The organism is Candidatus Stoquefichus massiliensis AP9 (assembly GCF_000455285.1).
GTDB lineage: Bacteria > Bacillota_I > Bacilli_A > Erysipelotrichales > Coprobacillaceae > Stoquefichus > Stoquefichus massiliensis.
This window is the reverse complement of record NZ_HG005286.1, coordinates 329,384-350,893: the sequence shown is the minus strand read 5'-3', so window position 1 is coordinate 350,893 and position 21,510 is coordinate 329,384. Positions and strand designations below refer to the sequence as shown.

General features: G+C 30.3%; 19 protein-coding genes. 8 read left to right on the top strand and 11 right to left on the bottom strand.

Annotated elements, in window-relative coordinates:
• Nucleotides 1–10: 10 nt before the first annotated feature.
• The 3 genes from BN350_RS05910 to BN350_RS05900 all read right to left on the bottom strand — a co-directional run bounded on the left by BN350_RS05910 (nt 11) and on the right by BN350_RS05900 (nt 1,988).
• Entirely contained in the window at nt 11–352 is a 342-nt protein-coding gene (locus tag BN350_RS05910) for a PTS lactose/cellobiose transporter subunit IIA (protein ID WP_028042761.1), read from the bottom strand.
• A gap of 18 nt (nt 353–370) precedes the next feature.
• On the bottom strand, nt 371–1,600 hold the full coding sequence (locus BN350_RS05905; RefSeq protein ID WP_049945523.1) for a PTS sugar transporter subunit IIC: 1,230 nt from the start codon (nt 1,598–1,600) through the stop codon (nt 371–373).
• 82 nt (nt 1,601–1,682) lie between these two features.
• Nucleotides 1,683–1,988: a PTS sugar transporter subunit IIB gene (locus BN350_RS05900; protein ID WP_028042759.1), complete on the bottom strand. Its 306-nt coding sequence runs from the start codon at nt 1,986–1,988 to the stop codon at nt 1,683–1,685.
• Between the two features lie 240 nt (nt 1,989–2,228).
• On the opposite strand from BN350_RS05900, the gene BN350_RS05895 reads away from it, so the two are divergent.
• On the top strand, nt 2,229–4,166 hold the full coding sequence (locus BN350_RS05895; RefSeq protein WP_028042758.1) for a BglG family transcription antiterminator: 1,938 nt from the start codon (nt 2,229–2,231) through the stop codon (nt 4,164–4,166).
• A gap of 31 nt (nt 4,167–4,197) precedes the next feature.
• Here the strand turns inward: BN350_RS05895 and BN350_RS05890 are convergent, their stop codons facing one another.
• The 4 genes from BN350_RS05890 to BN350_RS05875 all read right to left on the bottom strand — a co-directional run bounded on the left by BN350_RS05890 (nt 4,198) and on the right by BN350_RS05875 (nt 9,101).
• The gene (locus BN350_RS05890) at nt 4,198–4,992 is read right to left on the bottom strand and encodes a PHP domain-containing protein (RefSeq protein WP_028042757.1); all 795 of its coding nucleotides are present in this window, start codon (nt 4,990–4,992) and stop codon (nt 4,198–4,200) included.
• Between the two features lie 83 nt (nt 4,993–5,075).
• Nucleotides 5,076–6,935: an ABC transporter ATP-binding protein gene (locus tag BN350_RS05885; protein WP_028042756.1), complete on the bottom strand. Its 1,860-nt coding sequence runs from the start codon at nt 6,933–6,935 to the stop codon at nt 5,076–5,078.
• On the bottom strand, nt 6,935–8,659 hold the full coding sequence (locus BN350_RS05880; protein ID WP_028042755.1) for an ABC transporter ATP-binding protein: 1,725 nt from the start codon (nt 8,657–8,659) through the stop codon (nt 6,935–6,937). The genes BN350_RS05885 and BN350_RS05880 overlap by 1 nt, the downstream gene beginning before the upstream one ends.
• 13 nt (nt 8,660–8,672) lie before the next feature.
• Entirely contained in the window at nt 8,673–9,101 is a 429-nt protein-coding gene (locus tag BN350_RS05875; protein ID WP_028042754.1) for a MarR family winged helix-turn-helix transcriptional regulator, read from the bottom strand.
• A gap of 530 nt (nt 9,102–9,631) precedes the next feature.
• On the opposite strand from BN350_RS05875, the gene BN350_RS05870 reads away from it, so the two are divergent.
• Together BN350_RS05870 and BN350_RS05865 are read left to right on the top strand one after the other, a co-directional pair.
• Nucleotides 9,632–10,678 carry a CobW family GTP-binding protein gene (locus BN350_RS05870; protein ID WP_028042753.1) on the top strand — a complete coding sequence of 349 codons (1,047 nt, stop codon included), beginning with the start codon at nt 9,632–9,634 and terminating at the stop codon, nt 10,676–10,678.
• On the top strand, nt 10,678–11,619 hold the full coding sequence (locus BN350_RS05865; protein ID WP_028042752.1) for a TIGR03943 family putative permease subunit: 942 nt from the start codon (nt 10,678–10,680) through the stop codon (nt 11,617–11,619). Before BN350_RS05870 ends, BN350_RS05865 begins: the two co-directional genes overlap by 1 nt.
• Here BN350_RS05865 and BN350_RS05860 read toward each other — a convergent pair.
• Together BN350_RS05860 and BN350_RS20220 are read right to left on the bottom strand one after the other, a co-directional pair.
• The gene (locus tag BN350_RS05860) at nt 11,616–12,797 is read right to left on the bottom strand and encodes an MFS transporter (RefSeq protein ID WP_028042751.1); all 1,182 of its coding nucleotides are present in this window, start codon (nt 12,795–12,797) and stop codon (nt 11,616–11,618) included. The two genes, BN350_RS05865 and BN350_RS05860, sit on opposite strands and share 4 nt — an antisense overlap.
• Nucleotides 12,798–13,066: 269 nt before the next feature.
• On the bottom strand, nt 13,067–13,666 hold the full coding sequence (locus BN350_RS20220; RefSeq protein WP_081652854.1) for a helix-turn-helix domain-containing protein: 600 nt from the start codon (nt 13,664–13,666) through the stop codon (nt 13,067–13,069).
• Nucleotides 13,667–13,842: 176 nt separating this feature from the next.
• Between BN350_RS20220 and BN350_RS05845 the strand changes: the two genes are divergently transcribed.
• The 5 genes from BN350_RS05845 (at nt 13,843) to BN350_RS05815 (ending at nt 20,721) form a co-directional block, all read left to right on the top strand.
• Nucleotides 13,843–15,063: a pyridoxal phosphate-dependent aminotransferase gene (locus tag BN350_RS05845; protein ID WP_044600147.1), complete on the top strand. Its 1,221-nt coding sequence runs from the start codon at nt 13,843–13,845 to the stop codon at nt 15,061–15,063.
• Between the two features lie 826 nt (nt 15,064–15,889).
• Nucleotides 15,890–17,023 (top strand): tRNA guanosine(34) transglycosylase Tgt, encoded by a 1,134-nt coding sequence (gene tgt, locus BN350_RS05830; RefSeq protein ID WP_028042749.1) that lies wholly within the window; start codon nt 15,890–15,892, stop codon nt 17,021–17,023.
• A 2-nt stretch (nt 17,024–17,025) separates the two neighbouring features.
• Nucleotides 17,026–18,051 (top strand): tRNA preQ1(34) S-adenosylmethionine ribosyltransferase-isomerase QueA, encoded by a 1,026-nt coding sequence (gene queA, locus BN350_RS05825; RefSeq protein WP_028042748.1) that lies wholly within the window; start codon nt 17,026–17,028, stop codon nt 18,049–18,051.
• Nucleotides 18,051–18,683, top strand: a complete 633-nt coding sequence (locus BN350_RS05820) for an epoxyqueuosine reductase QueH (protein WP_028042747.1) — start codon at nt 18,051–18,053, stop codon at nt 18,681–18,683. The genes queA and BN350_RS05820 overlap by 1 nt, the downstream gene beginning before the upstream one ends.
• Before the next feature lie 106 nt (nt 18,684–18,789).
• The gene (locus BN350_RS05815) at nt 18,790–20,721 is read left to right on the top strand and encodes a putative bifunctional diguanylate cyclase/phosphodiesterase (protein WP_028042746.1); all 1,932 of its coding nucleotides are present in this window, start codon (nt 18,790–18,792) and stop codon (nt 20,719–20,721) included.
• 171 nt (nt 20,722–20,892) lie between these two features.
• On the opposite strand, the gene BN350_RS21275 is transcribed toward BN350_RS05815, so the two are convergent.
• Together BN350_RS21275 and BN350_RS21270 are read right to left on the bottom strand one after the other, a co-directional pair.
• Nucleotides 20,893–21,042, bottom strand: coding sequence for a [Fe-Fe] hydrogenase large subunit C-terminal domain-containing protein (locus BN350_RS21275; protein WP_231385237.1), 150 nt, complete (start codon nt 21,040–21,042; stop codon nt 20,893–20,895).
• A gap of 55 nt (nt 21,043–21,097) precedes the next feature.
• Nucleotides 21,098–21,436 carry a [Fe-Fe] hydrogenase large subunit C-terminal domain-containing protein gene (locus BN350_RS21270; protein ID WP_028042745.1) on the bottom strand — a complete coding sequence of 113 codons (339 nt, stop codon included), beginning with the start codon at nt 21,434–21,436 and terminating at the stop codon, nt 21,098–21,100.
• Nucleotides 21,437–21,510: the final 74 nt, after the last annotated feature.

The following is a 21,510-nucleotide window of genomic DNA, read 5'->3' as shown; positions in this document are numbered from 1 at the left end:
GTTTTCTCCTTTATCCATTTGAATGTAATCCGTTTTTATAATACAATTGAAGTATATTTTCAGAAATAAACAGTTCAGAATTTATTGTCATAAGTGTATCTTGAGCATGAATAAATAACATAGTCATGTCTTGTTTTTCATTGAAAATAGTACTTTGTATTACATCTGTTTGTAGCTTATGTGCCTTTGTGATTTTTAATCTTGCCTGATGAAACAATTCTTTAATTTCTGTGTAGTCTTTGCCATCTCCTGCTGCCTTAAATGCCTCATTCACTAAATTTCTACAATCTCCTGCATATAAAATAATATCCATTGCCAATTGATTTAAATCATTTATAGTGTACTCTTCCATAATCATTTCCTTTTCATATTAAGATTCTATTTTTTTATTTTCATCTTGTTCACAACATTGCTTATCATAAACTTTAAAGAAAGGATAATAAATAACAGCTGTAGCAGCAAAACATACAATATGTAATATAAGACCACTTATTGATTTTAATGCAAGTGGAGCATATAAAAGAGATGGCATTGTCATACGGAATGGTTCAATAGGAATAGTGCAAAGTCCAGAAGAAAAAGCAAACCAAACAATGATACAATTGGCTAATCCAGCAAACCAGAAGGGTATCATTAATGTTGGGTTAAACGCTACTGGTGCACCATAAACAATTGGTTCATTAATATTAAATAAAGATGGTACTAATGCTGCACGTCCTACTGTTTTCACACGTTTTGATTTAGCAAGGAATGCCATAAACAGACATAATGCTAAGGTTGCTCCCTGCCCGCCAATAAAACACATTTGAAAAACCTCATAAGTGTGAATATTGGCTGGTGCTAACCCCTGTGCAACTAATGCCAGATTGGCATTTTGTCCTTCCATCCAGATCAATGATAACAATGGATAAATAATCCATGCTGATATACCAAATGAGTACATAAATAAAATTAAACCAACAACTAATATAAAGCCACCAAATGATTGAGAAAATGCAGAAATAGGAAGTAATAACGCTCTTATTGCTTCAATTAAATCAAACTCTAATGTAAATGTTAATAAAATTCCAAACAATAAACATAATGTCCATGGAATAATTGAATCAAACCATGTAATAATAAATGAAGGCAAAGCTGAATCTTCCTTAAAAAACGAATGATTAGCAAAAACATTAAATACCATAGCTGTAATATATCCAGAAACCAAAGCATTTAACATACCTCCAGCACCAAGATTAGCTGTTGTTAAAACAAGATTACCATCCTCATTAAAAACTGGATATACGAGTAGTAAAAACAAACCTAACCCTGCCAGTCCTGCCTGTCTTGCTACTTTTCTATGTCTCTTTTTTTCCATAATAATGCACGGTAACTGATAAGCTAAAAACAGACCAAATAATCCAAAAGAAAAATTACTTAACATTGATAAATCTGGTAAGAATGATAATCCAAATCCTCTAAAAACACTAATTAATGTTGCAATTGAACCAACTAAAGTTGCTGGAACTGCAGCAAGAATTGCTTCCTGTGTTGCACCAATCCAAATATTTTGTCCTATTTTTCTAATCAATGGCGCAACATGTTCTTCCACATAATTCATAAACTTATTCATATGTTCTTTGTATGATAATTATAATTGAAAATATAATTTCATCTCTCTCCTTTCCTCTATTTTTAAATCGCTATTTCAAAATTTCAAGAATCTGATCAACAAGACCATCCCCATTTAAAGCACCATAAATAGCTCCATCAATAAGTACAACAGGTACATTGTACTCACTTGCTATTTCTTTTATAGCCTCATATCTGTGTTTAAAATGCGGTCCAACCATAACAAGATCAATATCATCCAAATAATCTTCAACCTCAGATTCACTTCTTGCTTTGATACTAAAACTCAGGTTTCTTGCTTTTGCAGCTATATTTGCATTCTTTGCCATAAATCCGCTAGATGCTCCAGAGCCACAACATAAAAGTATTTTTTTCATGGTTTTTCCTCCTTTCCTTGCATTTATCATATCAATCTAAGTATATAGCCTCAAATATAAAAAAGTTCCTACTAGTGGAACTCTTTTATATTTGTTGACTAAAAGGGAATACTATACAATGAAATAAAAGATAACTCTTTATTCACGGAAGTCAAATTATCTTATATACATATTAATTTCATTCATGTTTTCAAACATGTTCCTTTTGCTATTTTCAATAATTTTGGAGGTATTATCATAATGAAGAACTCTAACAAAATTTTACACTATCTACTACAAAAAAATGATTGGGTAAAAGCAAATGAATTATCGAATTATCTTTCAATATCACAAAGACAAGTAAGAAAATATATCTCTGCCATTAATAATAAAGAACAAATTATTGTTTCAAGTTCTCAGGGTTATAAAATTGATAGAAAAAAATATGATAATTTCATATATGAGCAAAAGCATACATCAACTGAACAGGAAAAAAGACATAAATATATTATACAAAAACTAATTACACATTCTCAGGGTTATAATATTTTCGATTTTGCTGATGAACTCTATGTGAGTGAAACAACAATAAAAAAAGATATACTCATGATTAAATCTTTTATTAACAAATATAAACTCATTATTGTAAGAAACAAGAATATTGTTCAATTAATAGGAAATGAGGAATGTATGCGTAAACTTATATATTCGTTTATATCTGATTATTCTTTTAATATTCAATTTTTTAAAGAAGGCTTTCATTTATTTGAATTTCATTATGACTATCATGAAATTCAATCAACTTTAAAAAATGCAATGAAGCAATATCATCTTTCCTGTAATGACTTTTCTTTAAATAATATCACAACACACCTTATCATTATCTTAAACAGAGTAGAGAGTGGCTACCAGTTATTAGAAAGTATTGAAGACAAACATATTCATAAAGAAAGTAGTTATCAAGTAACTCTTATGATGAATAACTACTTTATGGAAGAGTATGGAATTAAGTTTAATCAATCTGAGCTTATTAATATTTCCCTTATTATTGCAAATAATGTTAATCAATCTCATATGGTCAATTATGATAATCTTAACTTATGTAATATTCATAAGTACGTTGATAATAAATATATTGAAATCACTAAAAACATTATCCAAATGGTGGAAGAAAATTATTATTTACTGCCCTTTAAAGAAAGTTTTATTTCTAAATTTATCTTACATATTCAAAATTTGTTCTTTAGAGCACATAATAATTTTCATGTTAAAAATCCTCTCGCAGATACAATTAAAATGTCTTATCCTCTCATATATGATATTGCTGTATTTATTGCTCAGCAAATAAAACAAGATTATGATATTGATCTTAACGAAGATGAAATTGCATTTATTTCATTTCATATTGGATCATACTTTGAAGATAATTCTTTTACAAAAATAACGAGAGTCAATTGTGCATATATATACATAGAATATTATGATTTTTATAAGACAACACTAAAAAAGTTATGTCAAAAATTTGATGATAAAATGGCAATTATGCAAGTATCCGCAATGAGCGATTATATTGATGAAATCAATCCTGATATCGATCTTCTTATTTTAGATGCAGGCATAACCACGCAATTTAAAACAAAATCTGTCTATGTTAAACCATTTTTAGATTTAGAGGATTATGATAAAATAGAAGAAATGATTGAAGAGATATCTTTTGAAAAGCAACGCAATGAATTAAAAGACTATATCCTTAACTTTTTTAATGAACAGTTATTTTATAAAAATCCTCCTTTCATGAACAAGGATATGACTTTACGTCAAATGACCTCAGACTTATCCCATCTCAATTATACAGGAGAAGACTTCTATAATGATGTTCTTAATAGAGAAGCACTTTCATCAACTGCTTTTCATGATATCGCTGTTCCTCATTCTTTAACAGCAAAAAGTGCTCATAAAAGTTTTATTTCAATCGCTTTATTTAATAATGGTATTCTATGGTCAGAAGATAAATATGTACATGTTGTTGCGATTATTGGCATTAATGATAATTCAAGAAAAATATTTTCTAAATTTTTCGATCAGTTTATACATATATTTGATAATCCTGCTAATATACAAAAACTTCTTGATACTAATAACTTCGATGAATTTTTTAATGTTATTAATAAACTGTTTTCATCAAATAATAAACAATAAAAACGCACAATTATATATGCGTTTTTATTGTTTATATCATTTTGTTTATCTTTTCCTCAGCCTCTTTAATATAACTTCCTACATCACTTGGTTTATGAGCGTCAGAAGCTGTAATTAAATTAACATGATTCCCTTTCAATATTTTTAACAATTCATCAGACAATCCCATATCCGGATGATTATACCTATAATAACAACCCACATTATTTTCAGCTTTCATATGATGTTGATTCAATAATTGAGCCATCTTTTCATATGTTGGCTTTAAATCATATGTTGGGTAAATTTCAAACAATTTAATTGTATCTGGATGTGCTAATTGTGTAAACAAATCAGATTCAATTAACTGAAAAACGAGTTCATAATATCTCTTATAAATATGATTCACTTCATATTGATTCCATAACAATTCCTTAGAAAATCCCATGTCATATAATATCCCATCAATAGAATGAATGGCCCCTACAATAAAGTCAAACTGATACTGTGATAAGACTTGACGAATATAATCTTCATGTTGTGGAACATAACAGACTTCTAATCCATAAGTAACCTTTACTGGTAAATCCATTGATTTGATCTCTTCCATTAAATCAACAAAATCTTGAACATGATCCTTAAATTTCATTTTCTTATTTTCTAACCATGTTTTTTGAACTTCATACTGTTTCAATTCAGCATAGATTGGTTCAAATTCAATAAATCGGTGTGTATGATCTAATATCTGAATAGCATCCAATCCCTTAGCATGTGCTGCTTCAACAAATTCTAATACATATTCTTTTGTCAGTGGTCCATTTTCTAAATGCATATGTCCATCTATCATTATTATTCCCCCTCTTTTTGCTTATTATATTTTCATTAACCAAACTTGTAAATAAAAATGATAAAAGAAAAAGGCATAATGCCTTAATCCAATTCAAATTGTCCTGTATATAACTGATAATAACGACCTTTTTGAGCAAGCAATTCATCATGACTGCCACGTTCTATAATCTCACCATGATCTAATACCATAATAGCATTAGAATTTCTAACTGTTGATAATCTATGAGCAATCACAAAGACAGTACGATTTTGCATCAATCGATCCATACCTTTTTCAATTAATTTTTCTGTACGTGTATCAATTGAACTGGTTGCTTCATCTAAAATCAGTACCGGTGGATTAGCAATGGCTGCTCTCGCAATCGCAAGCAATTGTCGTTGTCCCTGTGAAAGATTTGCACCATCACCCATTAACATTGTCTCATAGCCATTTGGTAAACGTCTAATAAAACTATGTGCATTCGCAAGTTTTGCCGCTTCTATGACTTCATCCATTGTTGCATTTAATTTCCCATAACGTATATTATCAGCAATTGTTCCTGTAAATAAATGTGTATCCTGTAAAACAATAGAGATAGAATGTCTCAAATCATCCTTTTTAATTAATTTCACATCAATACCATCATAAGTAATACTTCCACTTTGAATATCATAGAAACGATTAATCAAATTTGTGATTGTTGTTTTTCCTGCCCCAGTACTTCCTACAAAAGCAATCTTTTGACCAGGTTTTGCAAATAAGTTAATGTTCTTTAAAATCGTCACATCCTCATCATAGCCAAAAATAACATCATGAAAACGCACATCACCTTTTAAAGGAACCAATTCAACACTGTCATCATCACGAGGATGACGCCATGCCCAATGTCCAGTATATTCCTGACACTCACTCAATGTCCCATCGTGATGCTCCCTTACTCTTGCAAGTGTCACTTTCCCTTCATCAACTTCTTTAGGTTCATCCATAAATTCAAAGATACGTTCTGCTCCAGCCATAGCTGCTAAAATAAAGTTTAGTTGTTGTGTAAACTGATTTATTGGTTGGGCTGTTTGTCTCACAAATATTAAATATGAAGATAAGCTTCCTAAATCCATCATACCATTAATCGCAAAGAATCCACCTACACATGCAACAATCGCATAATTAAAGTATGAAATACTCACAACCGTTGGAATTGTTCTTCCAGAATAGGTTAATGCTTCTGTTGAAGCATGTCTTAACTGCTCATTACGACGATTAAATTCATCAATATTCTGTCTTTCATGATTAAAGACTTTAACAACTTTCACACCATCAACCATCTCTTCAATAAAGCCATTTAAATTTCCCATAGCTGCCTGCTGATGAACAAAATAGTATTTACTTCTTTGACTTAAATATTGAATCAAAAAATACATCATAATCATACAAACTAAAACAATTAATGATAATTGCCAATTCAAAACAAAGATTAAAACCAAAGTTCCAGTAATCATGATAAAGCTTTGAATGAGATTATCAAAACAGTTATTTAAAGCATCCTGTACAGTATCTAAATCATTGGTAAAACGACTCATAATATTACCATGTGTATTTGAATCAAAATAACGCAGTGGTAGTTTTTGCATCTTATGAAATAAATCTTGTCTAATTTCTTTGACAATCTTTTGTGATGTATGCACCATCAATTGTTTATAGATAGCTGTTGAAGTTGCTCCTGTAATATAAACACAGATCATTAATATCACAAACGAAATCAAGCCCTGATAATCACCAGGAAGAATATAGTCATTCACAACTGTTCTGATCTGAAATGTTCCCCATAAATTAACACCTGTGCTCACAATAACCAAACATCCTACAATCAATAATGCATATTTATGATTTCCCATATATTTCAAAAAAGAGTTCATGGTTCTCTTCATATCTCTAGGTTTTGCATTTGTTAATTGTCTTGCCATTATAAACCAGCTCCTTCCATTTGAGAATAATAAATATCCTGATAAATTGAATCATTTTTTAAGAGTTCATCATGTGTTCCAATTGCATGAATCTTTCCATCATCTAAAATGATAATATTATCAGCATGTTGTAAAGAAGAAACACGTTGAGCAATAATAATTTTTGTTGTATCTTTTAATGTTGCTAGACCTTCTCGAATAGAAGCTTCAGTTGCTGTATCAACAGCACTTGTTGAATCATCTAAAATTAAAACCTTTGGTCGTTTTAACAAAGCTCTTGCAATACATAAACGCTGTTTTTGTCCACCCGAAACATTCACACCACCCTGACCTAAATCCGTTTCATATTTTTGTGGGAATTGATTGATAAATTCATCTACACAGGCAATATGACATGCCCATTCAATATCTTCATTACTTGCATTTTCATTTCCCCATAATAGATTTTCTTTGATTGTTCCACTAAATAAAACATTCTTTTGTAATACCATTCCTACTGCATCTCTTAAATGTTCAACAGAAAAGTCTTTTACATTTTTTCCATCAATATAAACTGCTCCTTCACTCACATCATAGAGTCTAGGAATTAATTGAACAAGACTTGTCTTTGCTGAACCTGTCCCACCTAAAATTCCAATTGTTGAACCAGCAGGAATATGCAAATTAATATTGGTTAAGACATATTCTTGCGCATCTTCTTTGTATTTAAAATAAACATGATCAAAATCTATATTGCCTGTTTTGACAATTGTTTCTTTTTCATCAGGATCTTGAATACTTGGTATTTCATCAAGTACTGCAATAATACGTTCACAACTTGCTAGAGATCTCGTCAGCATCAAAAACACTGCTGATATCATCATAAGTGAATTCAATATCTGCATCACATAACTTAAAAAACCTGTTAATTCCCCAACTTTCATTGTCCCCGCAAAAATCATTTGACCCCCAAACCAAATAATACAGACAATCGTTCCATACATGACATATTGGAATAATGGCATATTCCAAACTGATGTTCGAAAAGCATGTTCACTATTTGCACGTAAATTTTCATTCACAGTCTCAAATTTTTCTTCTTCATATTCTCCACGAACATAAGATTTTACAACTCTAATAGCATTTAAATTTTCCTGCACAATTGTATTGACTTGATCAATACTTGATTGCATTAAACGATATAGTGGTCCTACTTTACGCACAATAAAGAACAACCCAATTCCAAGTATTGGTGTTGCGATTAAAAAAACAAATGTTAATTCAGCATTAATAGTAAATGTAAAAATTAATGCCATCAATAACATAACCGGTGCTCTCACTAATGGTCTGACACCATTAGATATCGCAGTTTGTAAAATTGTTACATCACTTGTCAAACGCGTAATTAAAGATGATGTTGAAAAATGATCAGTATTTGCAAAAGAGAAATTCTGAACTTTTTCAAATTCATCTTTTCTCAGTTCAGCTCCAAATCCTTGACCTGCAGTAGCTGCAAAACGAGCATAAACAATTCCCAAAAGTAATGCTATTAATGCACACACTGCCATCGTAATACCCTTAACAATAATATAGTCTTTATCACCATTTGCTACTCCTACATCAATAATATCAGCCATCAGTGTAGGAATAACCAATTCAAAAGCTGTTTCCGCAACAACACAAGCACAACTTAACCATAAATACTTTTTATATTGACGCATATATGGCCATAAACGTTTCAACATAAATATTACCCCCTTATTTTAATTCTTTACCACTTAAATTAAAATATAACCTACCAAGATAAGCTTTAAACTGCTCTATTTCCAAATCATTAAAACCTTCTAAAGCGATCTTTTCTACATCATGGCAATGAATTTCCCATTTTGCCATTGCCTCTCTACCAACATCAGTAATTCTTAACTTTAATGCACGTTTGTTGTTTTGATCAATCTGACGTGTCAACATTCCTTTATCTTCTAAAGTATTTAAAATTTTACTGACTGTTGCAGGTTCAATATCACATTCCATAGCAATATCCTTTAATTTACAATCATCATGTGATGATATGTATCTCAATACTTTTGGCTGTCCAGGAGAGAGCTGATAGGCATCCATATCCTTACGAATACATCTTCTCTGAGCATGAAAAGCTTTAAACAATAAAAAATAAAATGGAGTCTTCATTTCTTTCACCTCGATTATTAGTATACTAACTATTAGCATACTAACTATATTACTATATGTTAAAATTGTCAAGATGTTGACATTAAGATAAAACTTTTTATTATATCACCTTTTTATTCAATAACGAGATTTATTGGAAATCCGATGGTTTTCATCCGGAATCCGCCTATTATACAAATATTTCATCATATCACATTTCTTGTAGTTGTGTGATTTGACCAATTATTCGGTCGTTTTTTGCCATCATTCGGTCATTTATTAAAATATTTATTATATCATGTATGCTGCTTCTATATGTGATTTATTGGAAATCCGATGGTTTTCATCCGGAATCCGCCCATTATACAAATATTTTATCATATCACATTTCTTGTAGTTGTGTGATTTGACCAATTATTCGGTCGTTTTTTGCCATCATTCGGTCATTTATCATATTCTCTCCATCATTTAGACAAAAATTATGTGTATTGTTTTATTTGATTGGGAAAAATACGAGTGTTATAATATATCACGAAAGAAGGTAATAGTATATGAGTAAAGTAGATATTATTTCTGGTTTTTTAGGTGCTGGAAAAACAACACTTATTAAAAAATTAATTAAAGAAAGTTTAAATAATGAAAAAGTCGTTTTAATTGAGAATGAATTTGGTGAAATTGGGATTGATGGAACTTTTTTAAAGGATGCAGGTATTGAAATTACAGAAATGAACTCAGGTTGTATATGTTGTTCATTGGTTGGAGATTTTAGTGAAGCATTAGAGAAAGTTGTTCATGAATATCATCCTGATCGTATTATTATTGAACCATCAGGTGTTGGTAAATTATCTGATGTGATTCAAGCAGTGATTAATGTTCATGATGATGAACTTCAATTAAATAGTTTCGTTACAGTGATTGATGCAAAGAAATGTAAAACATATTCATTAAATTTTGGTGAATTCTTTAATAATCAAATTGAATATGCTTCTACTATTGTATTAAGTCGTACTCAAGATGTTGATCAGCAGAAACTAGAAGAAGATATTCAAATCATTAAGAAATTTAACACAAAAGCCAACATCATTACGACTTCATGGGATGATTTATCTGGTGATACAATGATGAACGCTTTAGAAAATAAAGATTCTTTACAAGAAGTTTTAATGAAAGAAGTAGAGATATGTCCAATATGCGGACATCATCACGATGAAGAACATCATCATGAAGAACATGAATGTTGTCATGGAGAACATCACCACCATGATCATGATTGTGAATGTCATCATGACCACCATCATGAACACGGACACCATCACGCTGCTGAAGTCTTTACTAGCATGGGTAGAGAAACAATACATACATATACCCAAAGTCAATTAGAAAAAATTCTTAAAACCTTATCTACATCATCTGAATTTGGAAGTATTCTTCGTGCAAAAGGTATTTTACAAACACCTGAAAAAACATGGTTACATTTTGATTTAGTTCCTGGTGAATACGAAGTTCGTGTTGGCCCTGCTGATTATACTGGCAGAATATGTGTCATTGGTAAAGATTTATTAGAAGATAAAATCTGTGAATTATTTGGAGTAGAGTAATGAAAACACGTATATATTTATTTACAGGATTTTTAGATAGTGGAAAGACTACATTTATTCAAGATACTCTAATATCTACTGATTTTTGTGAAGGTGAAAAGTCATTATTAATTGTCAGTGAACAAGGTGAAGTTGAATACAGTCAAGAAGAAATCGAAACTGTAAATTGCGATATTGTATATGTTACAAATGAAGATGAATGGTCATATGAATTCTTTGAAGAACTCAAAAAGAAATACAACCCCACTCAAGTTTTAATTGAATTAAACGGTATGTTTAATGTGAATCGTTTAATGGCCTGCAGTTTACCAGATGAATGGCAAATTGTTCAAGTTTTAACAACAATTAATGCTCAAACATTTGGTTTGTATATTCAAAACATGCGTTCTTTACTATTTCAGCATGTCGTTCATACTGATTTATTAATCTTTAATAGAATTAATGAGAATATCAAGAAATCATTCTTAAGAAATAATATTAAAGCAATTAATTCAACATGTCAGATTATTTATGAAAAAGAAGATGGGACTGTCAATACTTTAGATGATGATGATTTACCATTTGATATTACTCAAGATGAATTAGAAATTAAAGATATAGATTTTGGAATCTTTTGTATGGATGCTTTAGACCATCCAGATAAATATGCAGGAAAAACCATAACTTTGAAGGGTAAGTTTATTGGTCGAGATAAACAATTGGAAGATGGTTTTGTGATTGGGCGTTTGGCAATGGTTTGTTGTGAAGAAGATACTTCTCTTATTGGTATGGTTTGTGAACATCCTGCAGCAAAACAATTGATTCCTGATGAATGGATTCAAGTAAAAGGAAAGATTGATCTTGAATATGATGCAGATATAGGTGGAGAAGTCTGTATATTAAAAGTGGAAGACTTAAAAGTCGTTCCACCTTTAGAAAATGAATATGTAACTTTTGATTAGAGGACGCTGTCCTCTTTTTCATATTTCTTTCTAATTACATGCTGATATATGATATAAATAATCAACACAATGATAAATAAACAGAGATAAGCCATTTTTAATCCATATATTTCCCCAATCAATCCAACAGCTGGAAAATAAACAATCATAACAGTACTAAACCCTAAAGACAAAGTGGATAGAAGTGTTGCACGATATTGACTAGATACTTTCTCATTTAAGAAAGATGTCATCGCTATATATAATATTGTCTCAAAGAAAGCCATTGTACATATTGACAAAATTGAAAAAGGATAAAATGGTATCCCCATGATAGATAAAACAATACCGAGTGGTAGTATCAGTAATAGTCTTTTTTGAGAATATTTCTTGATAATACGATATGTAAGAAGTCCAGCCACCATTCCAACTATATTTTCTAATGCTAAAGAGAATGATATTAAAGAAATTGAAATACCTAGTTCACTCCAATTATTTGTTAAATAGAAATAACAGGTTGTCAATGATGCAGAAAATAAAGAAGTACTTAAAATCAAATAAAAGATTTGATGATCTTTTTTTATAAGTTGATAGCTTTGTACAAGCTGCATTTTTATGTCATTAAGAACATTTGTTTTTATATGATGTTGATTTTTAATTTCTTTCATTTGCATTAAAACAATAATAGATATTAAAATAATAATGACTGATAATCCATAAGTTAACTGATAACTTATTCCCGCAAGCATTCCACCAATAATCGTTGCTAGTAAAATTGCTCCCTGAATAACAACCTCTTTTCTTCCTTGTATCTTAGGAAAATTATCTTGTTTTTGTTCTTCTAACAACAAATCATAAACATAAGCACTATCTGTCCCAGATTCCATCGTATATGACAAAGCCGATAACATAAAAGATAAATAAATAAGCCATTCTGATTTTGCCACAATTAACAATAAGACTGATATAATATCAATTAATCTACCTAATAAACGACTCAATCGTCTGCCATATAAATCACTTATAATCCCAGTTGGCATTTCACCTAACAATGATGTCATATGAAACACACTTTCACAAATTCCCACATCAATCAAAGAAAAGCCTTTGACAATTAAAAACGTTGGCCATAGTAATGCTGTTAATTTAAAATTGAGTAAAAACTCATATATATAATTTAAGTATAAATGTTTATTCATTATAAATCCCCTTTTCTTATTTTTGGGGAACAAAAAAGATTCCACTATAAAATGGAACCTTTATGAATTCAATAAGTTATACATGGTTCCCCTATTTTGGGCGCACTCGTCCCTTGTCAGAAAAACCTAATTTTGAAGTCTCTGTGCGACGCCATGCATCATGTAATTGAATAGTATGATCTAAAATCTGTATATACATGTGTCCCACCTCCTCGTTATTTTCATTTTACTATCAATGGATCAAATTGTAAACCACATTTATTTTACAGTTAAAACGACTTTTTTATTAATCCAAATATAATAGCACTTAACCCTAATGCTATAAGAAGTGGAAAGTACATAACCACGGTATACTCAATTCTACCATCTATAAATGAATATAAAATTTGATATGTCACTGTATAATTCACAAAATATCGAATAGGCAAAAATGTAATTAACCAAATATTCAAACACCAAAACTTCTTTTGTATATGGTTATCATGCATAGTTACAGCAAAATATTCAAACAAACCTATCCCCAATAACTGTATAAACATTCCTATAAGTAACGATAATGAATCTTGATAATTATTCCAAAGTATATGTCCACAAATATTACCAAATAAAACAATTAATAATGAGATAATCATAATTCTTTGAAGCTTATCTCTATCAATTTCATTTTCTACTATATCTTCTTTTAATAGATAATCAGTACTTATATTGAAAACCTCACTTAGCGTAATAATATTATTGATATCAGGTGAACTTTCGCCTAATTCCCATTTACTTATGGATTGTCTTGATACCCCTAATTGATCAGCTAATTCCTGTTGCGAAAATCCTTTCGTTTTCCTTAATTTTAAAATTTTATCTTTTAGTTCCATCATATTGGCCTCCTTACTCATTATCATAACAAATCTTAAATTATCATACTACATAATAGACTTGTCACATTCGCACTTGTTAGTTGCATTAACTAAAATTATATATTTTTATTTGTTTTAATGAAATGATTGAAACGATTTTTTTAACAGTTATAATATTAAAGAGGAGGATATTTATGAGTATTAAAGAAAAAATGAATAAACGTTTTTATGATTTACAAGGTGGTCTTTTTGCCAAGGTTACAAAAGCTGATGTAGGTGAAGGTGCTGGTCAATTAATTCAAAATGGTTATACAGTCATGGCATGGGCTGATCCTTTCTTTCCAGATCCATCTATCCCTAAATCAGTAAAAGATACAATGATAAAAGAAATTGAGAATGGCTTTCCATCTCATTACACTATGCCAATGGGTGATAGAAAGTTAAGAGAAGTTATTGCTAAAAGAATTAAAGATACATATGATGTTGTTCTTGATCCTAGTCGTCATATTTTGATTACACCAGGTTCTGATTCTGGTTTATTATACGCAATGTTACCATTTTTAAGTGAAGGCGATGAAGTTTTGATTCCAGACCCAAGTTATCCATCTAATTTTGTCAATGCAAAATTGTGTGGAGCAACAGCTATTCATGTTCCCCTATATCCCGAAAATGGATATCAATTGGATATATCTGAATTTGAAAAAAGAGTTACACCTTATACAAAGATGGTTGTTATTACACATCCTAACAATCCTACTGGTACTGTTTTTAATAGAAAATCTATTTTAGATTTATGTGACTTTGTTAAAAAACGTGATCTTATTTTAGTATCTGATCAAGCCTTTGAAGATCATATATATGATAATCGTGAAATGATAGCACCAATGAGTATTGATGGCATGTTTGAAAGAACAATTACAACTTTTTCAATTTCTAAAGGACTGGGACTATCAGGATTTAGAGTTGGTTATATTATTGCTAATGATGAATTAATGGATGTTTATTATGGTGGTGCAGTGAATGTTTTAGGAGCAACAAACACATTAGCTCAAAAAGCAGCCATAACAGCTTTAGAAGATAAAAGCATAATTAAAGATTATCATGAAAGGTTATTAAGGAGAAGGGATATAGCATATAAAATATTGAACAGTATTCCTCATGTCAAAACTATCTTACCAGAAAGTGGTATTTTATCATGGATTGATATATCAGAACTTGGAACAAGCCAAGAAGTTGCTGCATATTTACTCGATAAGGCACATATTTCTGTTAATGAAGGAACTCCTTATGGACATCAAGGTGAAGGATATTTACGTATTGTTCATGCATGTTTTTGGGATGATCAAGATGCTGTTAAGGCATTAAACAAAATCAAAGATTCATTAATTCAACTAGGTAAAGAAAAAAGATTATAATTACTTATTGCAATTTTATTGACACTAGATATATCTTAGTTTATAATAAATGTGTAAAAGGTACAACCGATAGACGGTGTCCTAAGATTTATTGGTTAAAATAACCGCAATCCTTGGCTGGGGCGGTTATTTTTTTGACTTCTTGATTATTTCAAGAAGCAATACAATAACTATATTCATGATCATCAACATTAAAGTCAATATCTCATAATCGGTCATCATATCACCTCCCGTTTTCATATTTCTTCATACGAAGATATTTATATGTAACGAGATATCTCAGTTCCTCGGTCTTACTGACTTAGAACACCGCCTACCGTTATGGTTGTACCAAAGCTATTATAGCATAAAATACGCTATTAGCAAATATATTTCATCGTTATTTTCTTTAAGCAATTTTATTGACTTTGTTATTTATTTCATTTATAATAAACATGTAAAAGGTACAACCGATAGACGGTGTCCTAAGATTTGTTATTGCTTAAATAACCGTAATCCTTGGTCAGGGCGGTTATTTTTTTGACTTCTTGATTATTTCAAGAAGCAATACAACAACTATATTCATGATCATCAACATTAAAGTTAATATCTCATAATCAGTCATCATATCACCTCCCGTTTTCATATTTCTTCATACGAAGATATTTATATGTAACGAGATATCTCAGTTCCTCGGTCTTACTGACTTAGAACACCGCCTACCGTTATGGTTGTACCATAGTTATTATAGCATCAAATATGCTATAGGCAAATATAAATAATAGATATAAATTGAACTTATATAAACTTTCATGTATAATGAATGGTGCTAAAAAGAGGTGAAATAATGGAAGGTTTTTGGTATGAATTAAAACATATATGCAAGCAAAGTGGAGCAAGATATGGGATTTTACATACACCTCATGGAGATGTAGAAACACCTATGTTTATGCCTGTTGGTACACTTGCTACGGTGAAAGGAATTTCTCCTGAACAATTAAAAGAAATGAACTCGCAGGTTATTCTTGCAAACACATATCACTTATGGTTAAGACCTGGTGAAGATGTTGTTAAACAAGCTGGTGGTTTACATAAGTTTATGAATTATGATGGACCTATCTTAACTGATAGTGGTGGTTTTCAAGTTTTTTCATTAGGAAAAACAAGAAAGATTGAAGAAGAAGGGGTTACTTTTAAAAGTATTGTTGATGGAAAGAAATTATTTCTGTCACCAGAAAAAGCAATTCAAATTCAAAATGATTTAGGTGCTGATATTATTATGAGTTTTGATGAATGTGCCCCTTATCCTTGTACACATGATTATATGAAAAAGAGTGTTGAAAGAACCCTTCGTTGGGCAAAGCGTGGAAAAGAAGCTCATCAAAGACAAGATCAAGCATTATTTGGTATTGTTCAAGGTGGAGAATTTGATGATTTAAGAGAGTTGAGTGCCAAAGAATTAGTCAAAATGGATTTCCCGGGTTATTCTATTGGTGGAACCAGTGTTGGTGAACCTAAAGATGTCATGTATAAGATGATTGATGATGCCATTCAATGGTTGCCTGAAGATAAACCAAGATATTTAATGGGTGTTGGTAATCCTATCGATCTCATTGAAGGGGCTATGCGCGGAATAGATATGTTTGATTGTGTTTTACCAACCAGAGTGGCAAGACATGGGGCATTAATGACTCATTATGGGCGTATGAATATCAATAATGAAAAATATAAATATGATTTCACACCTATTGATGATAAATGTAACTGTTATACTTGTCGTAACTATACTCGTGCTTATTTAAGACATTTACATAAATGTGATGAAATATTTGGAAAAAGTTTACTTTCTATTCATAATGTTGCATTCTTATTACAATTAAGTGAAGATATTAGAAATGCTATTAAGGAAGATCGCTTATTAGATTTTAAAGAAGAATTCTTAGATCATTATGGTAGAGATGTATATGAAAGGGCGTTTTAGATATGAAATTAAGTGAATTTGATTATCATTTACCTGAAGAATTAATTGCACAAACTCCCTTAGAAAAGAGAGACACTTCTCGTTTAATGGTATTAAATAGAAAAACGGAAACAATTGAAGATAAACATTTCTATGATATTCTTGGTTATTTACATGAAGGAGACATTTTAGTTAGAAATAATACAAAAGTTATTCCTGCTCGACTCTATGGAACAAAAGAAGAAACAAATGGTCACGTTGAAGTTCTTTTATTAAAAGATAAGGGTCATGATATTTGGGAATGTTTGGTAGGTAATGCAAGAATTGTCAAAATGGATACAATGATTACTTTTGGGGATGGTTCTTTAAAAGCAAAATGTATTTCTATTGGTGATGAGGGTATTCGTCATTTCCAAATGATTTACGATGGTATATTTTATGAAATTCTTGATAAATTAGGGACAATGCCATTACCTCCGTATATCAAAGAAAAATTAGAAGATCAAGATCGTTATCAAACAGTTTATGCAAAAGTACAAGGAAGTGCTGCCGCGCCAACTGCTGGCTTACACTTTACTGATGAAATATTAGAAAAAGTTAAAGCTAAGGGTATTGAAATTCTTGATGTAACTTTACATGTAGGATTAGGAACATTTAGACCTGTTAAAGTAGATGATGTTTTAGAACACCATATGCATAGTGAACTTTATATGATTGATGACGAAGTTGCTGAAAAATTAAATCAGGCTAAACAAAATGGACAACGTATTATCAGTGTAGGTACAACATCTACAAGAACTCTTGAAGCAAATTTTAAAAAATATGGACAATTCAAAGCTACTCAGGAAAGTACTGATATCTTTATTTATCCTGGCTATCAGTTTGCAGCTATTGATGCTTTGATTACAAATTTCCACTTACCTAAATCAACATTAGTGATGCTAGTCAGTGCATTTGCAAATAAAGATTATATTTTAAGGGCATATCGCCATGCAGTAGAAGAAAAGTATCGTTTCTTCTCATTTGGTGATTGCATGTTTATTCAATAATGAAAATCAATTATGACTTAAAACTTCAAGAAAAACTTTTAAAGATTGGTGATACAAAACCATCATTATTATTACATGTCTGTTGTGGTCCATGTTCAAGCAATGTTATTAAAGAATTATGTGAACATTTTAAGATTACAATATATTATTCTAATTCAAATATTTACCCACTTGAAGAATATCAAAGAAGATATCAAGAATTGTTTCATTTTATTGAAAGATTCAATCATGACTTTCAACAAAACATACAGGTCATTGAAGATCCTTATAATCATCCTGAATGGATGAGTCATATGTATGCATTAAAAGAACTTCCTGAAGGAAGTCTAAGATGTCGTTTATGTTATAATTTAAGAATGCGTAGAACATTTGATTATGCAAAAATTCATCATTATGATTATTGGACAACTGTTTTAAGTATTTCACCACATAAAAATAGTCAATGGATCAATGAAATTGGTGATAGCTGGCAAAGTGATTCACCAAAATTCTTGTACGCCGATTTTAAAAAGAATAATGGTTATTTAAAATCAACACAAATGACTAAAGAATATGATATGTATCGACAAAATTATTGTGGTTGTATGTTTAGTTATGAAGAAATGTTAAAACGAAAAGAAAAAGATGATTAAATTCATCTTTTTCTTTTATAATTCACTCATAGTATATTCATAATCAGTTGTTTTCTGAAAATGAGATGTTATAATAAAATAAAGCACCATTAGAGGAGGGATTTTTTTGTCCTGGAATATAGTACCTGAATGTATATCTATTATTATTCTTATCATAATTTGGGTATATTCAAGAAAAGGAAGTACATTACCTACATTAAAGAACCAACTTTTTCAAAGTTGTTTTTTCGTTACTTTTTGTGCAATGGCAACAAATATTTTCTCTACAATTATGATAGAATATTTAACTCTATTTCCTATTTGGTTAACAGAATTTACAACAATTATATATTTTATCTGTACTCCACTGATGGGAATGTTTTACTTTTTTTATTCAGCATCAGTCATTTACAATGACAACTTTTTAAAAAAACTCATTCTCTATACAAGTATTCCAGCAATTGCATATGTTCTTTTAGTGATTTGTAATCCTATTACAAACTCTTTGTTTGATATAACTCAAACTTATGGATATGTAAGAGGATCATTAATTCCTGTCACATATATCATTTTCTATATATATTGCTTAGCAAGTTTGTTTATTGTCATAATTAATAGGAAAAAGGTTGACTATCAGATTTATAAGATTTTAACTACTTTTCCATTGATTGCTGGGATTGTCATTATTATTCAGCAAATTTATCCAAGTATTATTTTATCAGGTACTGCTGCGACAATGGCACTCCTTATTATTTATTTACACTTACAAAATAGACAGATTACAATGGATGCCTTAACAAACTTACCTAATCGTTCTGAATTATTTGGTATGATAGAAATCTTAATTCAAAACAATAATCAAACACCTTTTGTGTTAATGGTTATTTCATTAAGAGAATTTAGAAAAATTAATGAACTTCATGGACAAGTCAAAGGTAATCAATTTCTTAAACTTGTTTCTGAATTCTTATGTACAATAACAGATTCTCATAATGTTTATCGCTTTGGTGGAGATGAATTTGCGATTTTGATACAGGAGAATACACAGCAAACAACTGAAAACATTCTTATCCAATTACAAGAAAGAATGTGCCATTCATGGTACATTCAGGATTGTCGCATACACCTTTCAACTGCTATTGGTATTGCAAGTTATCCTTCAAGTGCTGAATCTGCTGAAAAGCTAATGATAGCTGTAGAATTTGCTGTTATGCAAGCAAAGCGTAATCCTCAAAAAGATATTTATTATTGTGACTTAGAAGTTATGAATGCTCTTAAAAGACGTGAAAAAATTATTCAAATATTAAAAGATAAAATTGCTGATCAAAGTTTTGAACTCTACTATCAGCCAATTATAGATATGAAAACTGAAAAATTTCTCTTTGCCGAGTCTCTTCTTAGAATACCTGATTCGCCTCTAGGTCCACTATACCCTAATGAATTTATTCCTATTGCTGAAGAAACTGGTTTAATTGTTGAAATTACTTATCAAATTATAGATAAGGTTTGTCAATTCATCCATAGACTCATAGAAGAAAATATAGAATTTACTTCTATACATATTAATTTCTCTGCTTCACAGTTTAATGAAGACGCTCTAGACCAAAAAGTTATCAATATTATTGATAAAAACAAAATTCCATTTTCTAAAATAAAAATAGAATTCACCGAAAGTACTATTGCTAAAAATGTAGATCTTGTTACTGACTTTACAAATGCAATGGCTAAGAAAGGAATTCGTATGGGATTAGATGACTTTGGAACCGGTTATTCTAATATATCTACGGTTTTTAATATTCCTTTTGGAACAATTAAACTTGATAAAAGTTTAATCTGGTCAGCTATTGAGCATCCTAGATCTGCAATTATTGTTAAAAATATAACACGTGCTTTCCAGGATTTAGGTTTATCAGTTGTTGCAGAAGGTGTTGAAACTCCTGAGCATATCCAGTTAATTAAAGACTGTCATATTGATTATGTTCAAGGTTTCTATTATGCAAGACCAATGCCACAAGAAGAAACCATCGACTTTTTCAAGAAACATCGGTATGCAAAATAATGTACTCTGTTTAGGCAGAGTACATTTTTATTATTGATCCAATTCATCACTTCTATCAATATATTGAGTATGTAGCATTTTTTCAGTCAAATCACTTAACGATTCATGATAAAATTCTTCCTACAACTGCTTAATTTCTGAATTCTTATGACTTTTTCTCAATGTCATAGACTAGTCTTTATTATATAATCCTGCAATACGTTTAGCTCGTAATATATCACCCTGATATTTTGTATCCTTAGGCTGTCCGCCTCCACCGATACATCCGCCTGGACAGGTCATGACTTCTACAAAATGATATATCTTATCACCTTTTTTCATTTTCTCTATGAATTCAGTTGCATTCTTTGTTCCAAAACAACTGCAATGTTTATTATTATACCATTAATATTAACACTTGCTTCTTCAATGTTAAATCAGTAGAAAAGTTTGTATCTAAAACATAGTTTGTTTCTAACTGATGTAATAAAGCAACCATTTTCCCTTCTACAAAAGTTCCATCCTCCATTCCAAATTCGTCATCTAATGCAATTCTAACAGATGGAGATGTATTAAAAATAATAATTTTCTCTTCATCTTTAATATACTGATATTCATATGTTTCATGAATACTTGATACTAGACAGACATTTGCACATTGCCCACATTTAATACATTTTTCTTCATATCTTTGAATAGCTAAATTATCACATTCTATAGGAATACGAACATCCATTAATCAATGTTTACTCACACTCATCCTCTTAAAAACTAACAATAATTACTATTGTTATTAACTTTATTTTTACA